The 20016-nt window shown below is 53.3% G+C and carries 17 protein-coding genes and 2 pseudogenes; 5 read left to right on the forward strand and 14 right to left on the reverse strand.

Annotated features, from left to right (window positions below; translation table 11 throughout):
* Positions 1 to 7 precede the first annotated feature (7 nt).
* Together N6G83_RS24730 and N6G83_RS24735 are read right to left on the reverse strand one after the other, a co-directional pair.
* On the reverse strand, positions 8 to 268 hold the full coding sequence (locus tag N6G83_RS24730) for a YtcA family lipoprotein (protein WP_037434581.1): 261 nt from the start codon (positions 266 to 268) through the stop codon (positions 8 to 10).
* A 92-nt stretch (positions 269 to 360) separates the two neighbouring features.
* Entirely contained in the window at positions 361 to 1827 is a 1467-nt protein-coding gene (locus tag N6G83_RS24735; RefSeq protein WP_211135594.1) for a metal-dependent hydrolase family protein, read from the reverse strand.
* 490 nt (positions 1828 to 2317) lie between these two features.
* On the opposite strand from N6G83_RS24735, the gene N6G83_RS24740 reads away from it, so the two are divergent.
* A complete protein-coding gene (locus N6G83_RS24740; RefSeq protein WP_074028267.1) occupies positions 2318 to 3718 on the forward strand; it encodes a glutamate decarboxylase in 1401 nt (466 codons plus the stop codon).
* 101 nt (positions 3719 to 3819) lie between these two features.
* Positions 3820 to 5357 (forward strand): annotated as a pseudogene (gene gadC, locus N6G83_RS24745) (glutamate:gamma-aminobutyrate antiporter).
* A gap of 66 nt (positions 5358 to 5423) precedes the next feature.
* Here gadC and N6G83_RS24750 read toward each other — a convergent pair.
* Positions 5424 to 5546 (reverse strand): annotated as a pseudogene (locus tag N6G83_RS24750) (LysR family transcriptional regulator); the annotation flags it as partial.
* Between the two features lie 295 nt (positions 5547 to 5841).
* Between N6G83_RS24750 and N6G83_RS24755 the strand changes: the two are divergent.
* A complete protein-coding gene (locus tag N6G83_RS24755) occupies positions 5842 to 6150 on the forward strand; it encodes a monooxygenase (protein WP_199063541.1) in 309 nt (102 codons plus the stop codon).
* Positions 6151 to 6214: 64 nt separating this feature from the next.
* Here the strand turns inward: N6G83_RS24755 and N6G83_RS24760 are convergent, their stop codons facing one another.
* From N6G83_RS24760 to N6G83_RS24770, 3 genes are read right to left on the reverse strand one after another with little or no spacing between them, the layout of a single operon-like run.
* Positions 6215 to 7615 (reverse strand): cytochrome c, encoded by a 1401-nt coding sequence (locus N6G83_RS24760; RefSeq protein ID WP_211135881.1) that lies wholly within the window; start codon positions 7613 to 7615, stop codon positions 6215 to 6217.
* Positions 7616 to 7617: 2 nt separating this feature from the next.
* The gene (locus N6G83_RS24765; RefSeq protein WP_024528086.1) at positions 7618 to 9207 is read right to left on the reverse strand and encodes a GMC family oxidoreductase; all 1590 of its coding nucleotides are present in this window, start codon (positions 9205 to 9207) and stop codon (positions 7618 to 7620) included.
* 26 nt (positions 9208 to 9233) lie between these two features.
* Entirely contained in the window at positions 9234 to 9752 is a 519-nt protein-coding gene (locus N6G83_RS24770) for a sugar dehydrogenase complex small subunit (protein WP_037434566.1), read from the reverse strand.
* Between the two features lie 184 nt (positions 9753 to 9936).
* Here N6G83_RS24770 and N6G83_RS24775 point away from each other — a divergent pair, with 184 nt between their 5' ends.
* Positions 9937 to 10716 (forward strand): TIM barrel protein, encoded by a 780-nt coding sequence (locus tag N6G83_RS24775; protein ID WP_024528084.1) that lies wholly within the window; start codon positions 9937 to 9939, stop codon positions 10714 to 10716.
* Between the two features lie 79 nt (positions 10717 to 10795).
* Here the strand turns inward: N6G83_RS24775 and N6G83_RS24780 are convergent, their stop codons facing one another.
* The gene (locus N6G83_RS24780) at positions 10796 to 12124 is read right to left on the reverse strand and encodes a D-serine ammonia-lyase (RefSeq protein WP_074028256.1); all 1329 of its coding nucleotides are present in this window, start codon (positions 12122 to 12124) and stop codon (positions 10796 to 10798) included.
* 17 nt (positions 12125 to 12141) lie between these two features.
* Complete coding sequence (gene dsdX, locus N6G83_RS24785) at positions 12142 to 13479, reverse strand: D-serine transporter DsdX (RefSeq protein WP_024485917.1); 1338 nt, start codon at positions 13477 to 13479, stop codon at positions 12142 to 12144.
* Positions 13480 to 13690: 211 nt separating this feature from the next.
* On the opposite strand from dsdX, the gene dsdC reads away from it, so the two are divergent.
* Positions 13691 to 14632, forward strand: a complete 942-nt coding sequence (gene dsdC / locus N6G83_RS24790) for a DNA-binding transcriptional regulator DsdC (protein WP_211135882.1) — start codon at positions 13691 to 13693, stop codon at positions 14630 to 14632.
* Here dsdC and N6G83_RS24795 read toward each other — a convergent pair.
* The 6 genes from N6G83_RS24795 to N6G83_RS24820 form a co-directional block, all read right to left on the reverse strand.
* Entirely contained in the window at positions 14629 to 15246 is a 618-nt protein-coding gene (locus N6G83_RS24795) for an ABC-type transport auxiliary lipoprotein family protein (RefSeq protein ID WP_260524041.1), read from the reverse strand. The two genes, dsdC and N6G83_RS24795, sit on opposite strands and share 4 nt — an antisense overlap.
* Positions 15243 to 16184: an MlaD family protein gene (locus N6G83_RS24800; RefSeq protein ID WP_024528079.1), complete on the reverse strand. Its 942-nt coding sequence runs from the start codon at positions 16182 to 16184 to the stop codon at positions 15243 to 15245. Before N6G83_RS24800 ends, N6G83_RS24795 begins: the two co-directional genes overlap by 4 nt.
* A gap of 3 nt (positions 16185 to 16187) precedes the next feature.
* Positions 16188 to 16985, reverse strand: a complete 798-nt coding sequence (locus N6G83_RS24805) for an ABC transporter ATP-binding protein (protein ID WP_024528078.1) — start codon at positions 16983 to 16985, stop codon at positions 16188 to 16190.
* Positions 16982 to 18127: an MlaE family ABC transporter permease gene (locus N6G83_RS24810; RefSeq protein WP_024528077.1), complete on the reverse strand. Its 1146-nt coding sequence runs from the start codon at positions 18125 to 18127 to the stop codon at positions 16982 to 16984. The genes N6G83_RS24805 and N6G83_RS24810 overlap by 4 nt, the downstream gene beginning before the upstream one ends.
* 217 nt (positions 18128 to 18344) lie before the next feature.
* On the reverse strand, positions 18345 to 18662 hold the full coding sequence (tmaR, locus tag N6G83_RS24815; RefSeq protein ID WP_024528076.1) for a PTS system regulator TmaR: 318 nt from the start codon (positions 18660 to 18662) through the stop codon (positions 18345 to 18347).
* Between the two features lie 161 nt (positions 18663 to 18823).
* Positions 18824 to 19891, reverse strand: coding sequence for an FUSC family protein (locus N6G83_RS24820; RefSeq protein WP_024528075.1), 1068 nt, complete (start codon positions 19889 to 19891; stop codon positions 18824 to 18826).
* Between the last annotated feature and the right edge of the window lie 125 nt (positions 19892 to 20016).

Genomic DNA, 20016 nt, shown 5'->3' on the forward strand with positions numbered 1-20016 from the left:
AGCGCACTTAGAATAAAAGCAATGACATAAATGCTACGGCGAGCGCCAGGCAGGTATAGACGAAGAGTCGCCACGGCAGGACTTCGTCAATTCCTGCAAAAATCAGCAGAATGCGAGCCCCTACCGCCACCATAAGGCCAATCCCTGCACAGGCTAACCAGGCAGGGAAATAAGAGCCGAGCAAGGAAAATGCTGGCGCACCAAAGTCACGACACCCGATGAGGCTAAAGGTACTGACCAGCAATAAGGCCAACGCTCCATAGCGCATATGGCCTGAACGAAAAAACAAAGGCTCCCGGCGCTGACGAAAAGAGTGTGCGCTTGCCATTTTATCTCCCAAAACCGCATTGCGGCGCTGTACTAAACCGCGCTGTTTTCCAGCGTATTTTTATAAATTTGCCCATTTTTCATGATCATCTGAAATGCTTCCTCAGGCTGGGCGAGCAGTTGAATATCCGTGAGCGGATTGCCATCGACGATAATCATATCAGCCAAAGCCCCTGCTTCTATCACACCCAGCCTCTCGGGATAAGGGTTCCGTGGACCGGAAAGCGCGCAGAGTTCAGCATTAACGCTGGTTGCCATTTTAAGAATTTCGAGAGGCGTATACCAGCGGATCAGCTTGGCGAGCTGTGCCCCTTGACGTGTGGCAAGCTGGGCGTCGAAGAGTGTATCGGTACCCCAGGCAGTTTTTATGTGGTGCTTTTTCGCTAGTTGGTAGGCGTTATCGGTTCCAGCGGACATCACCAGTTGCTTGGCGCGTGAGGCCGGATTCGCCATAGGTACGGCATCTTCATCGTCCAGGAAAGGTTGCAGGCACCACCACAGATTCTGTTGCGCCATGAGCTCCACGGTCTGTTCATCCACCAACTGGCCGTGTTCGATACATTTCACGCCGCCTTTGATTGCCATGGTAACTGCACGGGCCGTGTAGGCGTGAACGGTCACGTAGGTACCCCAATTTTCCGCAGCGGTCACCGCCGCCTGGATTTCGGGCACGGAGCCTTCCGTCACGTCGATGCCGTCATAGAGCGAGGCTACTCCGCCACCGGCCATAAATTTGATCTGGGATGCTCCCCTCATCAGCTGTTCCCTGGCGCGTAACAACACCTGATCGGCACCATCGGCAATGGCGGTTATCCCCACCCTCTCGATATAGCTCAGAGAGTCCGCGGGGGCGCGAGGGACTTCGCTGAGCATGCGAAAATCACCGTGGCCGCCGGTCTGGGAAATGAACGCCCCGGACGGGTAAATGCGCGGGCCAACCGTAATCTGCTCATCAATCGCGCGCTTCAGACCAAACACAGGCCCGCCCATATCGCGGACCGTGGTGAACCCACGCAGCAGCGTTGCCTGAGCTTCGGCAATCGCCAGCGCTTGGATATAGTTAAAATCGGCCGTCATCGCCGTCATCATGGAAGGGCGAGCCATGATGGCATGCCAGTGCGCATCAATCAGGCCGGGCATCAGCACGCCACCGTTGCCGTCTATAACTATTGCTTCCGCAGGCGGAGCCGTATCAGCGGGTTCAATCGATTTGATTTTGTTGCCTTCAACGATAACCTGCATCCCCTCGCGCAGTTGGTCAGAAACCCCGTCAAAAATTCGTACGTTGATAAACACTTTTAGCTGCGTAGCGCTGGCGGTTGTATTGGAATGTGTGGATTGCACTGCGGGTATTGCTGCTGCGACCGTGGCTGTCGTTATCGGCGGCGCTTTCGCCGCCTGGCGGGTTAGCACCGTATTAATGCGTATAAATGCCGGGCTGTGGCATAGGCATGCCTCAGAATGTTCGTAGGCAGGCAGAAACATGGTTTTTTGCTGCATAACTCATCACTCCTTATCAAATCAAACCGACTTCGCGGGTAACTGCAGATTTTGTTTAGAGTAATTGTAGAACGTAATCCTCACAATGCTTTATTTTTCAATAATTTTATGCCCTCATTAATAAACCATTAGATTGCAGTGGATAATATGGGAATTACCTTATCAATAAAGAGAAAAGTCTCATTAACAGATTTAATGTTATTATAACCATGCCGTAACAATGATTAAATTACTGTCATAAAAATCCTAGTGCAACTAGCTCTATGAATCACCACCCCCTTGCTTAAAAAATACTGGCAAAACGCCCAAAAAGCAAAGCCTCCTTCTAACTGATTTTACTGGTAATTATCTATATTTAAGTTGATTTCCTATCTTTTCCAGAAAATGTTCTAGAATTAACGCCAAGACTTGATGGCGTTAGTAGAGCACAGGGGGCGGTTTTACATGGTCCTGCCGAGTATATTGACATATAGAAATCAAGAGGGTTTTTATGAGTAACAGCAACCAGAAAAATAACAGCAATGTTAATGATGATGTTTATTCTTCGATCGACTTAGCCATTTCACTACCGAAATCTGGGTTTCCAGACGCAGAGCGAAATCCTCGCCACGTATTTAGTGCCATCCGCGATGAATTAATGTTAGATGGTAACTCACGGCAAAACCTGGCGACATTCTGTCAGACCTGGGTTGATGAAGAAATTCGCGACCTGATGGATCTGTCCATCGACAAAAATATGATTGATAAAGACGAGTATCCACAAACGGCCGAAATTGAGGCCCGCTGCGTGCGCATGTTGGCCGACCTGTGGAAATCGCCGTCGCCGGGCACCACGCTGGGCTGCTCCACCATTGGCTCGTCAGAAGCCGCTATGTTGGGTGGGTTGGCGTTGAAATGGCAATGGCGCAAAAAACGTGCCGCACAGGGTCTATCAACCGATAAACCCAATATGATCTGCGGGCCGGTGCAAATTTGCTGGCACAAATTCGCGCGTTATTTCGATGTAGAGTTGCGAGAAATCCCTCTGGAAGGCGATCGCCTGATCATGAACCCCGAAGAGGTACTGAAACGAGTCGATGAAAATACCATCGGTGTAGTACCCACCCTCGGAGTGACCTTTACCTGCCAGTACGAGCCGGTAAAAGCGGTCAGCGACGCGCTCGATAAACTCCAGCAGCAGACCGGCCTGGACATTCCCATCCATGTCGACGGTGCCAGCGGCGGCTTTCTCGCCCCATTCTGTGCCCCTGATCTGGAATGGGATTTCCGCCTGCCCCGCGTAAAATCCATCAATACCTCAGGCCACAAGTTTGGGCTGGCCCCTCTGGGGGCGGGCTGGGTGGTATGGCGTGAAGCGGCAGACTTGCCAGAAGAGCTTATTTTCAACGTCAACTATCTTGGCGGCAATATGCCTACCTTTGCGCTCAACTTCTCACGCCCTGGTGGGCAGATCATCGCCCAGTACTACAACTTCTTACGCCTTGGTCGCGAAGGCTACGCCAAAGTCCATAACGCTTGCTATGCCACGGCCCAGTATCTTGCCGACGAGATCGGTAAGCTCGGTCCGTTTGAAATCCTGTTTGATGGCGACAGTGGTAAAGGCATCCCGGCGCTGGCCTGGAAACTGAAAGAAGGCGCCAATATCGGTGGCTACACGCTGTATGACCTCGCCGATAAATTACGCTCGCGCGGCTGGCAGGTACCTGCGTACTCCATGCCAGCCAATCGCGAAGATCTGGTGATCCAGCGTATTTTAGTGCGCCACGGGGTGAGTTTTGACCTGGGTAGTCTGTTGCTTGACGATCTGAAACGAGCACTTGAGCATTTCGAAAGTCATCCGGTCGTTAATCCACTTTCGGAAGATGAAGCGGCCGGTTTTAACCACGGCTGATCCGCATCTGACCTGTTAATGGAGTGGCTTGCTCCTCGCCACTCCTGTTAACCATAAGAAATCAACTGGCAAGCACCTTCGCTTGTCCCAGGAGAATTGCCATGGCTACCACTCAAATAATAGCTGCGCCAAAACAACTCACGCTGTTGGGCTTTTTTGCCATAACGGCATCAATGGTAATGGCGGTTTACGAATACCCAACGTTTGCAACCTCTGGCTTTTCACTGACCTTCTTCCTGATCCTTGGCGGCTTGTTGTGGTTCATTCCGGTAGGATTGTGTGCCGCTGAAATGGCGACGGTCGAGGGTTGGCAGGAGGGCGGCGTGTTTACCTGGGTTTCTAAAACCCTCGGTGAGAAATGGGGGTTTGCCGCTATTTCGTTTGGCTATTTGCAAATCGCGATAGGCTTCATTCCGATGCTCTACTTCGTGCTAGGGGCGCTGTCCTATATTCTTAACTGGCCCGAACTCAATAACGATCCGATAGTTAAAACCGTCGCCGCACTGGTTATTTTATGGGGCCTGGCCTTGACTCAGTTTGGTGGCACCAAAAATACTGCTCGCATCGCCAAGATTGGTTTTTTTGCCGGTATTCTGCTGCCTGCCGCTATTCTGGTGATCCTGGCCATCACTTATCTGCGCTCTGGTGCTCCCATTGCGATTGAAATGAATGCCGAAACCTTCTTGCCGGACTTCACCAGCATGAGCACGTTAGTGGTGTTTGTGGCCTTCATCCTAAGCTATATGGGGGTGGAAGCATCGGCTACCCACGTCAATGAAATGAAAAATCCGGGCCGCGATTATCCGCTCGCCATGCTGCTGTTGATGTTTGCGGCAATTTGCCTGAGTTCTGTCGGCGGGCTCTCGATTGCCGCCGTGATACCCCATGAGCAAATCAACCTCTCTGCGGGCGTGATGCAAACCTTCACGGTGCTGATCAATCATTTGGGGACGGGCTTTGAATGGGCTATTCGTGGCATCGCTGCGCTGTTGCTTCTGGGGGTGCTGGCTGAGATCGCCGCTTGGATAGTCGGGCCTTCCCGCGGGATGTTAGTGACGGCACAACAAGGGATCCTGCCTGCCCGCTTTGCCAAAATGAACAAAAACGGCGTACCGGTGGTGCTGGTCATTTCCCAGTTACTCATCACGTCGGTGGCACTGATTGTTCTGACCAATACCGGGGGGGCAATAACATGTCGTTCCTGATTGCGCTGGCGCTGACGGTAGTGATTTATCTTTGCAGCTATTTCCTGTTATTCCTGGCGTATATCCAGCTGATCCGCAAGCAGCCGAATAACAAGCGCACCTTTAATATACCGGGAGGCAATGGGGTTAAAATTACAGTGGCGGTCATTGGGTTGCTGACCTCTCTGGTAGCCTTTGTCGTCTCCTTCTTCCCTCCTTCGGGGCTGCCGGGTGGAGAAGCTAACGACGTCTACGCCGGTTTACTGGTCGTGTGCTTCCTGGTGGTGCTGGTAATCCCCTTCATTATTTACGCCTTGCATAATAAAGCCGCTGGAGCGAAAAATATTACGCTGGTGCCAATCAGCACGGATAGCGCTCAGGAAGGGCATTTCTTCATCCATCCGAAGGCTCGCAGCCCGCATCACATCATTGTTGATGGTAAAAAGGTTCACTGATCCTCGATTATTGGGTGGATGTGCGGCAACGCCATCCACCTCTTTACACCCCGATTAATTGACGCACTCAAGATCGCTAATACGCTGGGAGATCCGCGCTTTGGGAAGCCCCATGGCAATAGCCGCGCGGGTGAAACTCCCGGTTTCAACCACGTTGACAAAAGTGGCCATGGCTGCAAGTTTGTCCATTTGTTCACAAATATTGAACAGAGTTAACTTTCATAGTCTATTTATTAATTTTTGCTGTCAAATATCATGACGATCGCGGTCTCAACCAATCCAGGGGGGAAGCGCCCAAAACCAAGGCGTTTTACCATAGGGTCAGCGACCAGGTTGGCTTGCAAGTCGACGACTTCAGCCAAACCTTTATGTCACAATGAACCAAAGGGGCGGTTTCTCAACGCGCAGTTACCCCAGCTTGCAGAACGCACCATGGAATACCCCTGTTTCATATACAACCACTCGCCACGAAAAGGATCACGACATGAGTGTCATTTTACAGATTGATTTTAGTTTCCCAGCCGACCAGCTTGGTGCAACCCTGTCCAAAAATGCGCAATCGCTGGCCGAAAGCATCAATCAAGAGCCGGGTTTCATCTCCAAGATCTGGACTGAGAATGAGCATACTGGCGAGGCGGGAGGGATATACTTTTTCGAAAACCGAGCGTTTGCCGAAACATATGCCGAACACCACGTCAAAAGGGCTGAAGCGATGGGGGCTAAAAATATTCATCTGAAAATATTCGACATCAACCTTCCCCTGACCAAAATCAACCATGGGCGCTGTGATTAATTTTGTACTACCTCCGTCATTTGACGCGTCCCCCTTCCTTTTGGAAGGGGTGACACTGATTGAGTCAGCGAATTTGCTGTCTGCCTGAACGCCTTGTTTTTCGCCAATACCAGAAGCCGCCCAACAAACTTACCATCACCAATATCCCTAAGGTCATTAGCCAGTTTATGTATCGCATTATAAACGGAGGCTCCCCACCATCACGAAGGGTCTGTACATCCTGCGCAGTCACTTTGTCGTCAATACCGGCAAAACGACTGCGAACATAGTTACTGACTGAGGCAATTTGCGCGTTGTTTAACTGGTCAGAAAATGTGGGCATGCTGATATCAGAATGACTGGTTTTACGTTGGATACCTTCCACGATGACCATCACCAAATTCTGCGGACCCAATGCGGAAACCGCACGGTTGCGAGTTAATGCGGGATAAAAGTTATCGTCGGTTCCCTGACCGTCATGGCCATGGCAACTCGCGCAAGCATTTTCATAAAGTTTAGCGCCGTCCGTTGTTGAGCTGTCTGTCAGGGTTCCCCGCCCGGTGAGAACGCTGTTGATATCAACCCGTGGCGATTGAAGCCCAATGTCGGCAACCGCCGTAGGAATGGCTGGCACCTGCTTAACCCATGAAGCGATCGCATTCAAATCATCATCCGTCATCAAGCTGAAGCTGTTTTGAACGGCTTCCGCCATCGCACCTGCCGCCTGTGCCTTGCCAACCAGATGCCCGGTTTTCAGGTAGGTGACCAGATCCCGTTGGCTCCAATCGCCAATGCCACTCTTATCTGGGGTAATATTAGGGGCGTACCAGCCACCCAGCGGGCTACCAGCAAGGTTAAGACTGCTCTGCTCTGCCATCATGATATTGCGTGGGGTATGGCAGGCACTGCAATGCGCCAACACCTCAACCAAATACTTACCGCGCTCCAATGAACCAGGATGTGCCTCTGCCTTATCAGCGGAAGCGCCGCTGAGATACAACAGATTCCAGCCCCACATAATCTGCCGGATATTAAACGGGAAACTCAGATCGGTACGTGCTGAAGGCGGAATATCTGCGGGTTCAACCCCCTGCATAAAGTAGGCATAAAGTGCCTGTACATCCGCCGTCGTCATATCTCGGTATGAAGTGTATGGCATAGCTGGGTAGAGATTCTTGCCATCAGCGGCGATACCCTCACGCACAGCCTTGGCAAACTGCTGCTCGCTATAATTACCGATGCCGTACTGTTTCGAGGGGGTAATATTACTGGCAATGATACGCCCCATCGGTGACTCGATCGCGTATCCCCCAGCAAACGGAACGCCATTATTGAGAGCCTGACGATGGCAGGCACCGCAATCAGCAGCGATCGCAATATATCTCCCACGCTCAACCAACGCCTTATCGGCGGCAAATACAGCCAAAGAGTGGCTAAACCCAATAAACAACACGGTTACAGCGAGAAACCTGAAAAGTATTTTCATATTCAAATCTCACGCTCAATGATTTCAGCTGCGCGAATACTCAGAGCGACGCCCGTCAGCGTGGGATTGACGACTCCCGAAGCGGGGATCACCCCAGTTGTCGCGAGAAACAGGTTGCTATGATCCCAGCACCGGCACTCGTGGTTTACTACTGAATCTTTTGGGTTATCGCCCATGATGACGGTCCCCATTAAATGGTCACGGTTTTGCCAGCCAGTATTGTCATTAATGACGGTGCCCCCCATCAGAGCGACGAATCTTTTGTAATCCGCCTCCACCACGGATTTTGCCGCTTTGACATAGTCATCGACTTCGTAATTCACCGTCAGCATCGGAATGCCCAATGCATCTTTGCGTGTGGTACTTGGGCGTACGGTATTGCTTGCCTGGGGGAGGGTTTCAAACACCGTTGAGATATCGACCCAGCGTGCCGCCTGATGGCGGATCTGCTTGTCCAGTTCGCTACCTATGACGCCTTTAGCTATGAGACGTTGCGCTACGGCCATATTGGGGACATTGTTAGCAATGGCGTGCTTGATTGCCGCTCTTGTTTTACGAAAATCGCCGTCGCGAGAGTTGAATATTCCCCCTTGCTGTACGGCGCCTCGCCCCGGCCAGAGAGGTTCATCGGCCAGAAACTGCAAGCCCATGCCGGTATGATCCATTAAATTACGCCCCACCTGATCGGAGCTGTTGGCGATATCCGACATTAACAGCAGTTTTGCCGTTTCCAGCCCGTGTGCGGCAACGATAAAGTATTTTGCGGTTAACCGCGTATCGACACCTTTAGAACTGCGAACATGAGCTGCGACAATTTTGTCATCAACGCCTTTTTCCAGTTTCCACACGGTTGAATCCGTCAATAAACGCGCCCCGGCATCTTGCGCATGCTGGGCATGTTGATCACCGCTGTACATGGCTCCAATCGGGCATACCGGCATACAGTTATTATTGCCGCTGCAGGCGGGGCGACCATCATACGGGCGAGTAGCCCGCCCATTGGGTTCATGGATGAAATGATAGCCAGCCGGAGCCATTCGGCTTTTCAGCCGCTGGAATAGGTAGGTTTCACCTTCAGGTAACATCGGATACGGCTGTGAACGCGGAGGAAAAGCGCTGCCGCCCTGCCCACTCTGATCGTCGGTATCACTGCCGCAAACCCCCAAAGCCACCTCGGCCTGGTGGTAGAAAGGCTCCAACTCGTGATATTCCAGCGGCCAATCACGCCCCACGCCATACAATGTTTTTAGCTTCATATCACTAGGCAGATAGCGCCAGCAGGCGGCCGCCCAATGCCAGGTTGTCCCCCCCACAAGTTTCAGCATGCCGGGCCGGAAATCAAAGGAACCGGTATTCTCGATATATTGTTCATCATAGGAGTGATGGGCCCAAGGCTCGTTGGGATAGGGGGAGTTATAATTGGATTTTTTCGATGAGTTTCTGAAGTTTTCGACGATCTTCCAGCGCGGTATTTTCTCTCCAGCCTCAAGAATAATAACCGCCTTGCCACTGCGGGCCAGCAAGGTTGCGGCATTACTACCCAATGCGCCAGAGCCAATGACAATCACATCGGCATCATAGTGTTTACTCATGATATTGCTCCTATTTTCAACGGGAACTAGTCGCTGTTGAGGGTTATAGGTGGCTGCACCCAATAGTTTGTCTTGCCACGGGAATAAGTGGGGATCACTGTCGCGTCCAAAGTTGGAGCATAGGCAAAGGCATCGGTATAGCTGACGAAACGCGTGTTATCTGACGCCCGTAGCGATACGGGTGTTCCTGTATAACCAAGATACCAGGCTGAAATGATTTTCTTGGCGGTGTCGCCAGTGGGACCAGTCATAATCAAATGATTATTCAGCTCATCGGCCGAGAGAATATTGGCAACGCTCAGCGCATTGGCCAGCAACTGCATTTTCTCCTGAAAGGAAGGATCCTCTTCCTGCAAACAATTCAAGGCACGCAGTGCTATTACCGGGTTCATTTTTTTTCCGTTGGTTAATAGCACTGAAAGCTTAATAAAAATGGCAGCGTCGCTGCTTTCACTTGGCATTCTTCCCCAGGATAAGGAAGGTTTGAATACGGCAAAGCCCGTCAGGGCAGCACCTACGGTTAGAAAACGCCTTCTCGAATACATAAATTACGGCCTAATTAAATAAGTACAGCGAATGTCCTCCAATAACTCTACAATGTAAACAGATTAATTTTCCCCTAAATTTATGACCACGTTGAAATTATCTTTTTTTGACATTAAAAAACAACTTAGGCATGTATATTGATGACCAATTGTAGATACCCCCCTATAAATTAGGAGACCGCTAGTGGCAAGCTATCAACTCTCAGTTTGTGCAGAAATGGTGTTTTTGGACTTACCCTTTATCGAACGTGTGAAGCGCATTCATGCACTGGGCTTTGGTGTTGAAATCTGGAGCTGGGCCAATAAGGATATCGATGCACTGGTGGCGACAGGAGCTCGTTTCACTTCAATGACCGGTTATCTCAGCGGCAATCTAACCGATGAGCAAGAGATCGCGCAGTTGCTGCAAAGTGCAGAAGCCTCCCTGATGATAGCCGAACGGTTGAACTGCCCCTGTCTGAACCTGCACGGTACCGGCCTGGATCCACAGGGCTTACCGGTAAAACCGGTTGAGAGGGTGACGGGTAACATGTGGCTGAAGGCTGCCGATACGCTTCGTTGTTTAGCACAACTCGGTGAACGGGCTGGGCGTATCTTCACCCTGGAGAACTTGAACCTGACGGTTGATCATCCCGGCACGCCTTTTGCCCGCGCAGCTGACACACTGGCATTGGTAGAGACGGTCAATAGCCCAGCGCTTAAGATGAACCTTGACCTCTATCACGCACAAATCGGTGAGGGCAACCTGATTGAACTGATCCGCCGCTGTGGCACACAGATTGGCGAGATCCAGGTGGCGGATGTGCCTGGGCGTATGCAGCCTGGGACCGGGGAAATCAACTATCGCGCCATTGCCAGAACGCTGCAGGAGATTAATTACCAAGGAGTGGTAGCACTCGAAGGCTGGGCCTCCGGGGACAGTAGCGAAGCACTGGCACAGTTTCGCGATCGCTTCACGCTGTGATGTTTTGCCCGGTGGGGAATCGCTAAATGGGCGCAGCATGTGCAGCGCCCCCCTCCCGTAAAGCGTGGTTTTGTCAGCGCTAGCGTGCGGCTGCGAGGTACTTGGCCATCTCTTCCTCAGGCACCATACCGCCACCGGTTGCCCAAACCAAATGCGTCGCATTAGCGATCCGTTGGGTATCGATCTGATGGCTGTCCAGATATTGAGGGTCGGCGCAAACTCGAGCTGGCCCCGCCATGCCAGCCAACGCAGAAGGCTCCAGCTGAATGCCCTCAACAGCGGCGAGCAAGCCAAGCAGGTCGTACATCTCCTGATCGCTCAGGGTGTAGAAACCATCCAGCAGGCGTTCCATGGCACGCCCGACGAACCCGGAGGCCCGGCCAACGGCCAAACCATCCGCCGCCGTGACGTTATCAATCCCCAGGTCCTGCACCGCAATGTGATCGTGCAGCCCGGTGTGGATCCCAAGCAGCATGCAAGGTGAGTGCGTCGGCTCGGCAAAGATGCAGTGCACATGGTCACCAAACGCCAGTTTTAGGCCAAACGCCACTCCGCCAGGCCCGCCGCCAACGCCACAGGGCAAATAGACAAATAACGGATGGTCCTGATCAACCTGGATGTTCATCTGTGCAAACTGCTTTTTCAGACGCCCACCGGCCACCGCATAGCCGAGGAACAGGGTTTGCGAATTTTCATCATCGATAAAGAAACAGCGCGGATCGGACTCTGCCTGCTTGCGCCCCTGAGCCACCGCCACGCCGTAATCCTGCTCGTATTCCACCACGTTAACGCCGTGCTCGCGCAGTTTACGCTTTTTCCAAGCGCGAGCATCGGCAGACATATGCACGCTCACGCTGAACCCCAGCTTGGCGCTCATGATGCCAATCGACATCCCCAGGTTGCCGGTTGAGCCCACGGCAATGCTGTACTGGCTGAAGAACTGCCGGAACTTGTCGCTAAACAGGATGCTGTAATCGTCGTCTACCGTCAGCATACCCGCCTCGATGGCCAGCTTTTCCGCGTGGGTCAGCACTTCATAGATGCCGCCACGGGCCTTGATGGAGCCAGAAATCGGTAAATGGCTGTCCTTTTTCAACCACATTTTACCCGCGATGGCCTGCTCATAACGCTGCTCCAGCGCGCCCTGCATAGCCGGGATCGCCACTACCTCAGACTCGATAATGCCATTCGTTTGTTGCGTTTCAGGGAATGCCAGGCACAGATACGGAGCAAAGCGTTGCAAGCGCGCTTCGGCTTCGGCGACATCATTTTGCGTCAACCCGACATAGGGTAGCCCTTCCGCCAGCGTGGTCGTATTGGGGTTGAACCAGGTCACCGCTTCCAAATCCATCAGCCGTTGCACCAAAGGAAATTTCACTACCAGGTTTTCAATGTCTAACGTATTCATAAATAGTCTCTTTTGGTCTAGATGATATAAGAAAGCAGGAATGTGGTTCCCAGCGCAATCAGCGAAGCAATAAAGGTGGCCGAGGTATAATACTTAAACATCTCGCTGAGCGTCGCGCCGCAGTATTGTTTAACCAACCAGAACAGCGAGTCGGTGACAATGGTGCAACCGATGGCACCAGAGCCGATAGCCAACGCGATGATCTCGGGGCTGACGCCAGGGTAATGCGGCAGCACGGGAGCAACAATCGCCGTCGCCCCCATCATCGCCACGGTGGCCGACCCCACAGCCGCATGCAGGCAGATAGCCACCAGCCAGGCCAGCAAGATCGGATGCATGTCCATATTCGACAGGATCACGGCCAGCGTATCTGCCAGCCCACTGGCTTTTAATATGCCGTTGAATGCACCGCCGGCCCCGATAATCAGCAAGATGTTGGCGATGGAAGAGAAGCCGTTTTCCGTTTTGGTCAACAAGGTGCCCATGCCCATGTTGCGGCGAATCCCCAGCACGTAGTAGGCCACGAAGGCGGCGATAAACATGGCGGTGATCGGGTTGCCGATAAACTCCAGGAAGGTATACAGCGCACTGTCTTTGGCCATATAGAGTTCCGCTGCGGTTTTCACCAACATCAGAATGATCGGCAATAGCACGGTAAACAGTGTGGCACCCAACGAAGGCAAGTCCTGCTCGTTGCGCACCTGCACGGAGGAAAACTCGGCGGGTACGGGTTTGAACGGCAGACGCTTACCGACCAACTTGAGGAACAGTGGCCCACCGATCAGCGAGGCGGCCAGCCCGACAATCAGGCCATAAACAATCACCGAGCCCACATCGGCACCCAGCTTGTTGGTGACAAACAGCGCCGCCGGATGCGGAGGAACCACACAGTGCACAGCCATCAATGCGGTACACAGCGGGATCGCCAACTTCAGCAAGGAGGTATTGGTTTTTTTGGCAATTGAGAACGCCAGCGGGATCAGCAACACCACGCCCACTTCAACAAACAGCGTAATGCCGCAGACCAGCCCCACCAGCACCATGATCACGTCAGCCGACAGCCAACGGCACTTTTGCAAGGTGATGCCAATGCGTTCTGCCGCCCCGGACACTTCCATCATGTTGCCCAGAATGGTACCTAAACCAATCACCGCCGCCAGGAAGCCCAAGGTCCCGCCGATGCCGCCTTCAATAGCATTGACCATTTCCAGCGGGTTCATGCCCATCAGGGCCCCCACATAAAAACTGGCCAGCAACAGCGCCAGGAACGGGTGGATCTTGAATTTTACGATAGTGAGAATAATGATAATGATGCTGCTTAATAACGTAGCGACTACCCAGATCTGCGAGTCCATGTTCAGCGTCCTTCCAGGATAAATTTCACTCCTATTGGAAACTAACGCCCCAGCGCTGACAAACGATCAAAATGCCTCTTCACATGAGCCAGATTCAATCAATCAGGTGATTTCGGTCAACATTTGGCACTATTTCTGTCTTTGACTCACATTGCTTCATCTTTAAGTCTCCGGCTTCGATATAATCTGGTTTATTTCACAGGCGATAACCATGTACGACGACAAGCACCAACTCGCCCGCAACAGACACCTGAATGGCTATCAGCTAGCCAAGCTGCATACGTTTGAGATTGCCGCGCGGCAAGGTTCGTTCGTGCTGGCCGCCGAAGAGTTGGCAATCACCCCCAGCGCCGTCAGCCATCGGCTCAACAACCTGGAAGCCGAGCTGGGTTTTAAGCTATTCCAGCGCTTTCACCGCCGGATCGAACTGACCCCCGAGGGCGAGCGGTTGTTCTGGGTGTTGAAATCGTCACTCAGCTATCTCAATCAGGAAATACTGGAGATTAAAAGCCAGGAGCTGTCTGGTACCCTGACCATCTACTCACGCCCGTCGATTGCCCAATGCTGGCTGGTGCCCAAGCTGGCGGACTTCGATCGCCAATATCCGGCCATCAGCCTGAATATTCTCACCGGCAACGAGATGGTGAACTTCCACGGTGCGGGGATCGATCTGGCGATCTATTTTGATGACAAAACGCCGGAGAAACTCGATTGCCAGCATTTGATGGATGAGTCGATCGTGCCCGTATGCAGCCCGGAGTACGCAGAACGCCATGAGCTAGTGGGTAACCCCGCCAACCTGCGGCGTTGCACGTTATTGCACGATCGTCAGGCATGGAGTTACGACTCGGACATCGGGGAGTGGAATACCTGGGCCAAACACTTTGATCTGGAATTTGCCGAAGGCCAGCGCGGTATGGGGTTTGATCGTTCGGATCTGGCAGTGATCGCGGCCATGAACCACGTGGGAATTGCCATGGGCCGCAAGAAGTTGGTGAGTAAGCGCCTGGAGAATAACGAACTTATCGCGCCCTTCCCCGGCATGGAAATGCAATGCGCACAGCGCTACTACATTTCCACGCTCTCGGACCGGCAATGGCCTAAAATCAACGCCTTTATCCAGTGGTTAAAGGCCATGGCCGACGAGTCTTAATTAGCCGCCTGCTGGCGCGCCCATGCCAGCGTCTGCGCTGCCAGCTTATCGCTGGCCAGGCCAAAGGCCTGCACGACGTTGTCCATCGATGTACCGTGGATCGGCTCGCGAACCGCAAAACTACGGCTGGCCATCACTCGGCGATCGGAGGTGCGTACCAGGCGAGCATCAAAGCGGATCACCACTTCGCCCCGATCTCCGTTATAGATCCCTTGGAAGGAGGATAAATCGCCGCCCAGCTCAAGATCCGCCTGTAAATTGTCATCGTCGCTGCTCACCGAGCGGAAATGGCCGTTAGTGCGGAACTCCTGGATCAGGCGATTACGCAACAACAGCGGGGCCGGATCGCTCCAGCGCGAACCGCTAAAAGAGGTGATCTCCGCGCCCTGAGGCTGCACAGCAATACGCGTACCGTTCAAGAACTGGCTGGTATTGGGCTGCACGATACGTACCGAGCGTTCAGACGCCTGGCCCCCTGCCACGGCCACTGGCTGGGCTGGCAGCAAATACACCTGCTGTATCGGGCTTTCCGGCAAAATAGTGCAGGCGGCCAGCGGCATCACGGCTACCAGCACCAACAACCGTAGCGTCTGGCGAAGTTTTAGCTTAATCATTTAGGGGTAAACTCCTTGGTACGTTCGCGGCCCCTGAGCAAGGCGGACGGGTTCTCTTCCAGGCGGCTCATGGCACCGCGTAAGGTCAATAAGGTTCTGCGTAATTCATCTACCGCCGGGCCAAGATCGTTGAATCCCCGGATGCCACTATTCAGTGACTGCTGATTTTCGCCAATCAGCTTGTTGAGCAGCGCGGTGGTTTTTTCAAGCGATGCCATGGTATTAGCCGCATTGGCGACCAGTTGCTTGCCCTGCCCGTCCAGCAGCACGTTAGCATTACGCACCAGCCGATTGGTTTGCGCCAGCGTATCGTTGCTTTGCTTGGTCACCAACGCCAGTTGCTGCAAGATGGTGCGGATATCTTCACGCTGCCCCGCCACGGTATTGGTAATCTGTTCCAGATTATCCAACGTATTCACCAACCGTTGCTGATTATCCGGCGTCATCAGTTGATTCAGGCGTACCAGCACCTCGTTGACATTAGTCATCACATCTTCGCCATTGGCAAGCAACTGAGTCAACGGCGATGGCGTGGCGATAATCACCGGGATTGCCCCATCCTCTCCCTTCAGCAACGGGCTGGTTTCACTGCCACCGCTGAGCTGGATATTGGACGTACCGGTAATACCAGCTATCGCCAGGCGAGCCTGGGTGTCCTGGCGGATCGGTGCAGAGGCCGTGACCCGAATACGCGCCCAGACTTTGGTCGGCACGTTGGGATCCAATCGCAGCTGAGTGACTTCGCCCACGCGGATCCCACTGTAATTGACCGTGCTGCCCTGTGATAGGCCGCTAACGGCTTCATTGAACACGATATCGTACTGCTTGAACTGGCGATCGGTGCCGGACTTGGTCAGCCACAGGCTGAACAGCAGCACGGCGGTGAAAATAATCAGCGTAAATAAACCAATCAAGACATGATGCGCACGGGTTTCCATTTGTTATTGCCTCTCTGGGATATTCGTTACGGCCTGCTGTGCCGCCCGCCCACGCGGGCCGTGGAAATATTCTTGGATCCAGGCATCGTCAGTAGCGGCTACCACCTCCAGCGTATCCACCACCAGCACCTTCTTCTGCGAAAGTACCGCAACCCGGTCACAGATTGTATAAAGCGTATCGAGATCGTGGGTAACCAAAAACACCGTTAACCCCAAGGCATCACGCAGCGTACGGATCAGGCTGTCAAAGGCGGCAGCGCCGATGGGATCCAGCCCAGCCGTTGGCTCATCCAGAAATACGATTTCCGGATCCAACGCCAGCGCTCGGGCTAACGCGGCACGCTTGACCATGCCACCAGAAAGCGAGGCCGGATACTTGTTGCCGGCACTGGCAGGCAGCCCGGCCAGCGCCAACTTCACCTGTGCCAATTGCTCGGCATCTCGGCGCGGTAAGCCTGCGTATTCAATCAGCGGCAACGCCACGTTTTCGGTCACCGTCAGTGAGCTGAACAAGGCACCGCGCTGAAACAGCACGCCAAATCGCCTTTCCAGCACGGAGCGGCGCGTACCAGAAAGCTCCATCAGATCCTCGCCAAAGACGTGGATCTGGCCGGCGGTTGGACGGCGTAGACCAACGATGCTGCGCAACAGCACGGATTTGCCAGTGCCCGAACCGCCTACCACGCCCAGGATCTCTCCTCGGCGCACGTCCAGATCGAGGTCCACATGCACGCATTGGGTGCCAAAACAGTTTCGCAATTTACGGATGCGAATAATGGCTTCCGGGGTCGTCTGGCTCACACGCCCATCTCCATGAAGAACAGTGCAGCGACCGCATCCAGCAGGATCACCACAAAGATTGAGTGCACGACGCTGGCGGTGGTATGTGCCCCTACCGACTCGGCGCTACCGCTGACTTTAAACCCTTCAAGACAGCCGATAATGGCGATCAGGAACGCAAATACCGGCGCCTTGCTCATCCCCACCAGGAAGTTCTGAAAACCACCACTGCTCTGCATGATGGTTAAAAACATGGTCGGTGAGATATCCAGCGTCAAGGCGCAGACGACCATGCCGCCAAAGATGCCGCTAATCATGCCGATGAAGGTCAGCATCGGCAACGCCAGGAGCAACGCCAGCACGCGCGGCAGCACCAGCAGTTCAACCGGGTTCAGCCCCATCGCCTGAATAGCATCTATTTCCTCATTGGCCTTCATCAGCCCGAGTTCTGCGGTAAAGGCGCTGGCGGTACGACCCGCCATCAAGATGGCCGTCAGCAACACTGCGAACTCTCGCAGGAAGGAAAACACCACCAGTTGCACGGTAAAAATGCTGGCACCGAAGGTAGACAGGACGGTTGACCCCAGGAAAGCGATGACTGCACCTACCAGGAAGGTCAGCAGCATAATGATCGGCACCGCGTTCAGGCCGATTTGCTGGAGATTGGCCACCAGCGAGGTGAGCCTCCAGCGCGTAGGGCGTAGCAGATTGGCAAACAGGGTTTGCAACGTCAGGCCGATAAACCCCAGCAGGGCTACCAGGTTGTGCCAGAAACTCTCCATCGACCGGCCGACGTTGGCCAGCAGTTCGATTGCCAGACCGGGCGGCTTTTCTGCCGGTGGTGGCGTAAATCCTTGCAAGGCACGGCCAACGGTTTCCAGCAGCACGCGGCGTTCCACAGGGAGCGTGGGGGCTAACTGTTTGAGATCGGATATCCGTTGGTCACCCAGCAGATTGACCAGCAAGGTGGCACCTGCCGTATCCAGGCTGCCCAGTTGGCTGAGATCGAACACCACATCCGCCGGCAAGCGGGTTTGCAGTTGCCCAACGGCGGGTTCCAACAGGCGATAATGTGCCAACACCCAATCCCCAGATGCCAAGATACGGGGAGGATGAAGCGTCTCGTCCAGGTTGAGAAAGGTGCTGAGTTGCGGTTCTGCCATCGATGACAGCCTCTGCTGGCGAAGAAATTTATACCCGTCATCCTTCAAGCGACCGCTTGAAATCGATTGGGCAAAGTCTATTTATAACATTAGCGTAGCGGCTTTAAGCAGATTTGCTATAGCACGGTAACATATCGTTATTCTTTAAGGTCATTCAGGGCGCTGCCCCCCTGAAAAGATGCAGGGCCGGGAGATCCCCAGCCCTGTTTGACGCGAATTACTTCACTTCGCCCATCGCTTTCAGCTTTTTGGACAGATCGCGACGTTCTTTCGACAGATCGGCATTTTTGATGATGTAATCATCAACGCGATCTTCATAGTCACCGCGCATGTTGGCGATGATGCCCTGAATGTCTTCAATGCTCATGCCCGGCTTGATGTACTCGCTCAGGTTGTCGAGCAGCAGCACACGCTTCTGGTTGTCACGAATTTTCTTTTCGTTGTCGACGATTTCACGCTGTAGCTTGTTTTTACGGCGGAACATACGCACAAACTCCAGAACGTCCTGGAAACTCGGCTTATTTGCATTATCCATCTTCATACCCTTGCTTTAGTAATACACAGATTCATTTGCTTACGGCCACAATGATACCAAGATACAGGGTTGTGGCCGTCAGACACAACTGTCATTGCCTTATCTTACCCACTTTAGCGCATTGACCCTATCCTGATGCACCTGCTTCATGATCTGATCCACTATTCCTGAGTATTGGCCGTACAGACCTTGAGCAGATCGCCCAACTCTTCCAACTGCTGCGCCAGTTCCATGCTCAGCCAGACATAGCCATAGATAGGGGCTTCGCTGAGTTGAGCAGCACTGGCCTCTTGCATTAATGTCTTCAGCTCTGCGGAGATATCGCTCAGTTCCCCGGCAATGACCTGCGCATGCAGGGGCTCACCATCTCGCATAATATTCGCCAGCGATTCGATAGCGCGCTGCGTCAACAACTGTGAACTACGCAAGGTTTTGGCATTGAGCATAATAAAATGGGTTTCACGCGAGGCCCAGTAAGCATCGGCTAACAGCTCCAACGTGCAAACCAGATTGCGGCTCAGGGTCTGTACCGCTTCAAAGACCGGTTTGGCGATATGAGTCTCTTTGCTGGCGGGGGCGATCAGTGTGCGTAGCTTCACCACATCGCCCAGCAAGTTTTTGAGCCTAGGCTCCAGCCGGGGCCGCTCAATCATGTTGGGTGAAAGGTAAGCGCCGTAGATCTTCCCTACCGTCTCCAGGCAATCCGCCATTTTCATTCGCCACAGCACATAAGCCCGCTGCGGGTAGATGCTGGTAAACAACAGCGCCAGCAACGAACCAAAAATCACATCGCCACTGCGCCACAGTGCGATAGATATATCGCCGGCCCCAGCACCGATGACCACTGCCAGCGTAATGCCCACCAGCAACGCCATATAGGGCCGTTTGCCCAGCGTCAGATAGCCGCAGGCAAACATCACTACCCCGCACCAGGCCAGCATCACCGGCAGTGAATACAGCTCCAGGTATAGCGCAATCAGGCCAGAAGCCGCACCAAACACCGTACCGGCAATACGTTCCAGCGCCCGTTGCAGCACGTTACCCCAAAAAGAGATCGGCCCCATCACGACGATCAGCGTGATCAACGGCCAGGTACCTTCCGGCACCGCCAGCAAACGGATCAACAGAAAGGTCAGGATAAAGGCCAACCCGATCCGTACCCCGTGGACGATACGGTAATTACGGTAGATCAGATGTTCAAAAGAAGAGATTTTTCTATCCAGACGCACGCTTGTCCCCACCAACCCTGCTGTAAAACCCTTATTTTAGTGGAACATTGCGGCTGACGTACAACACAAGCTGTTGAAAGATGTTTCCTGATTAGGAATGGGTTTAGGTTGACGCTAAAGATTTT

This window comes from Serratia sp. PL7 (assembly GCF_945957435.1).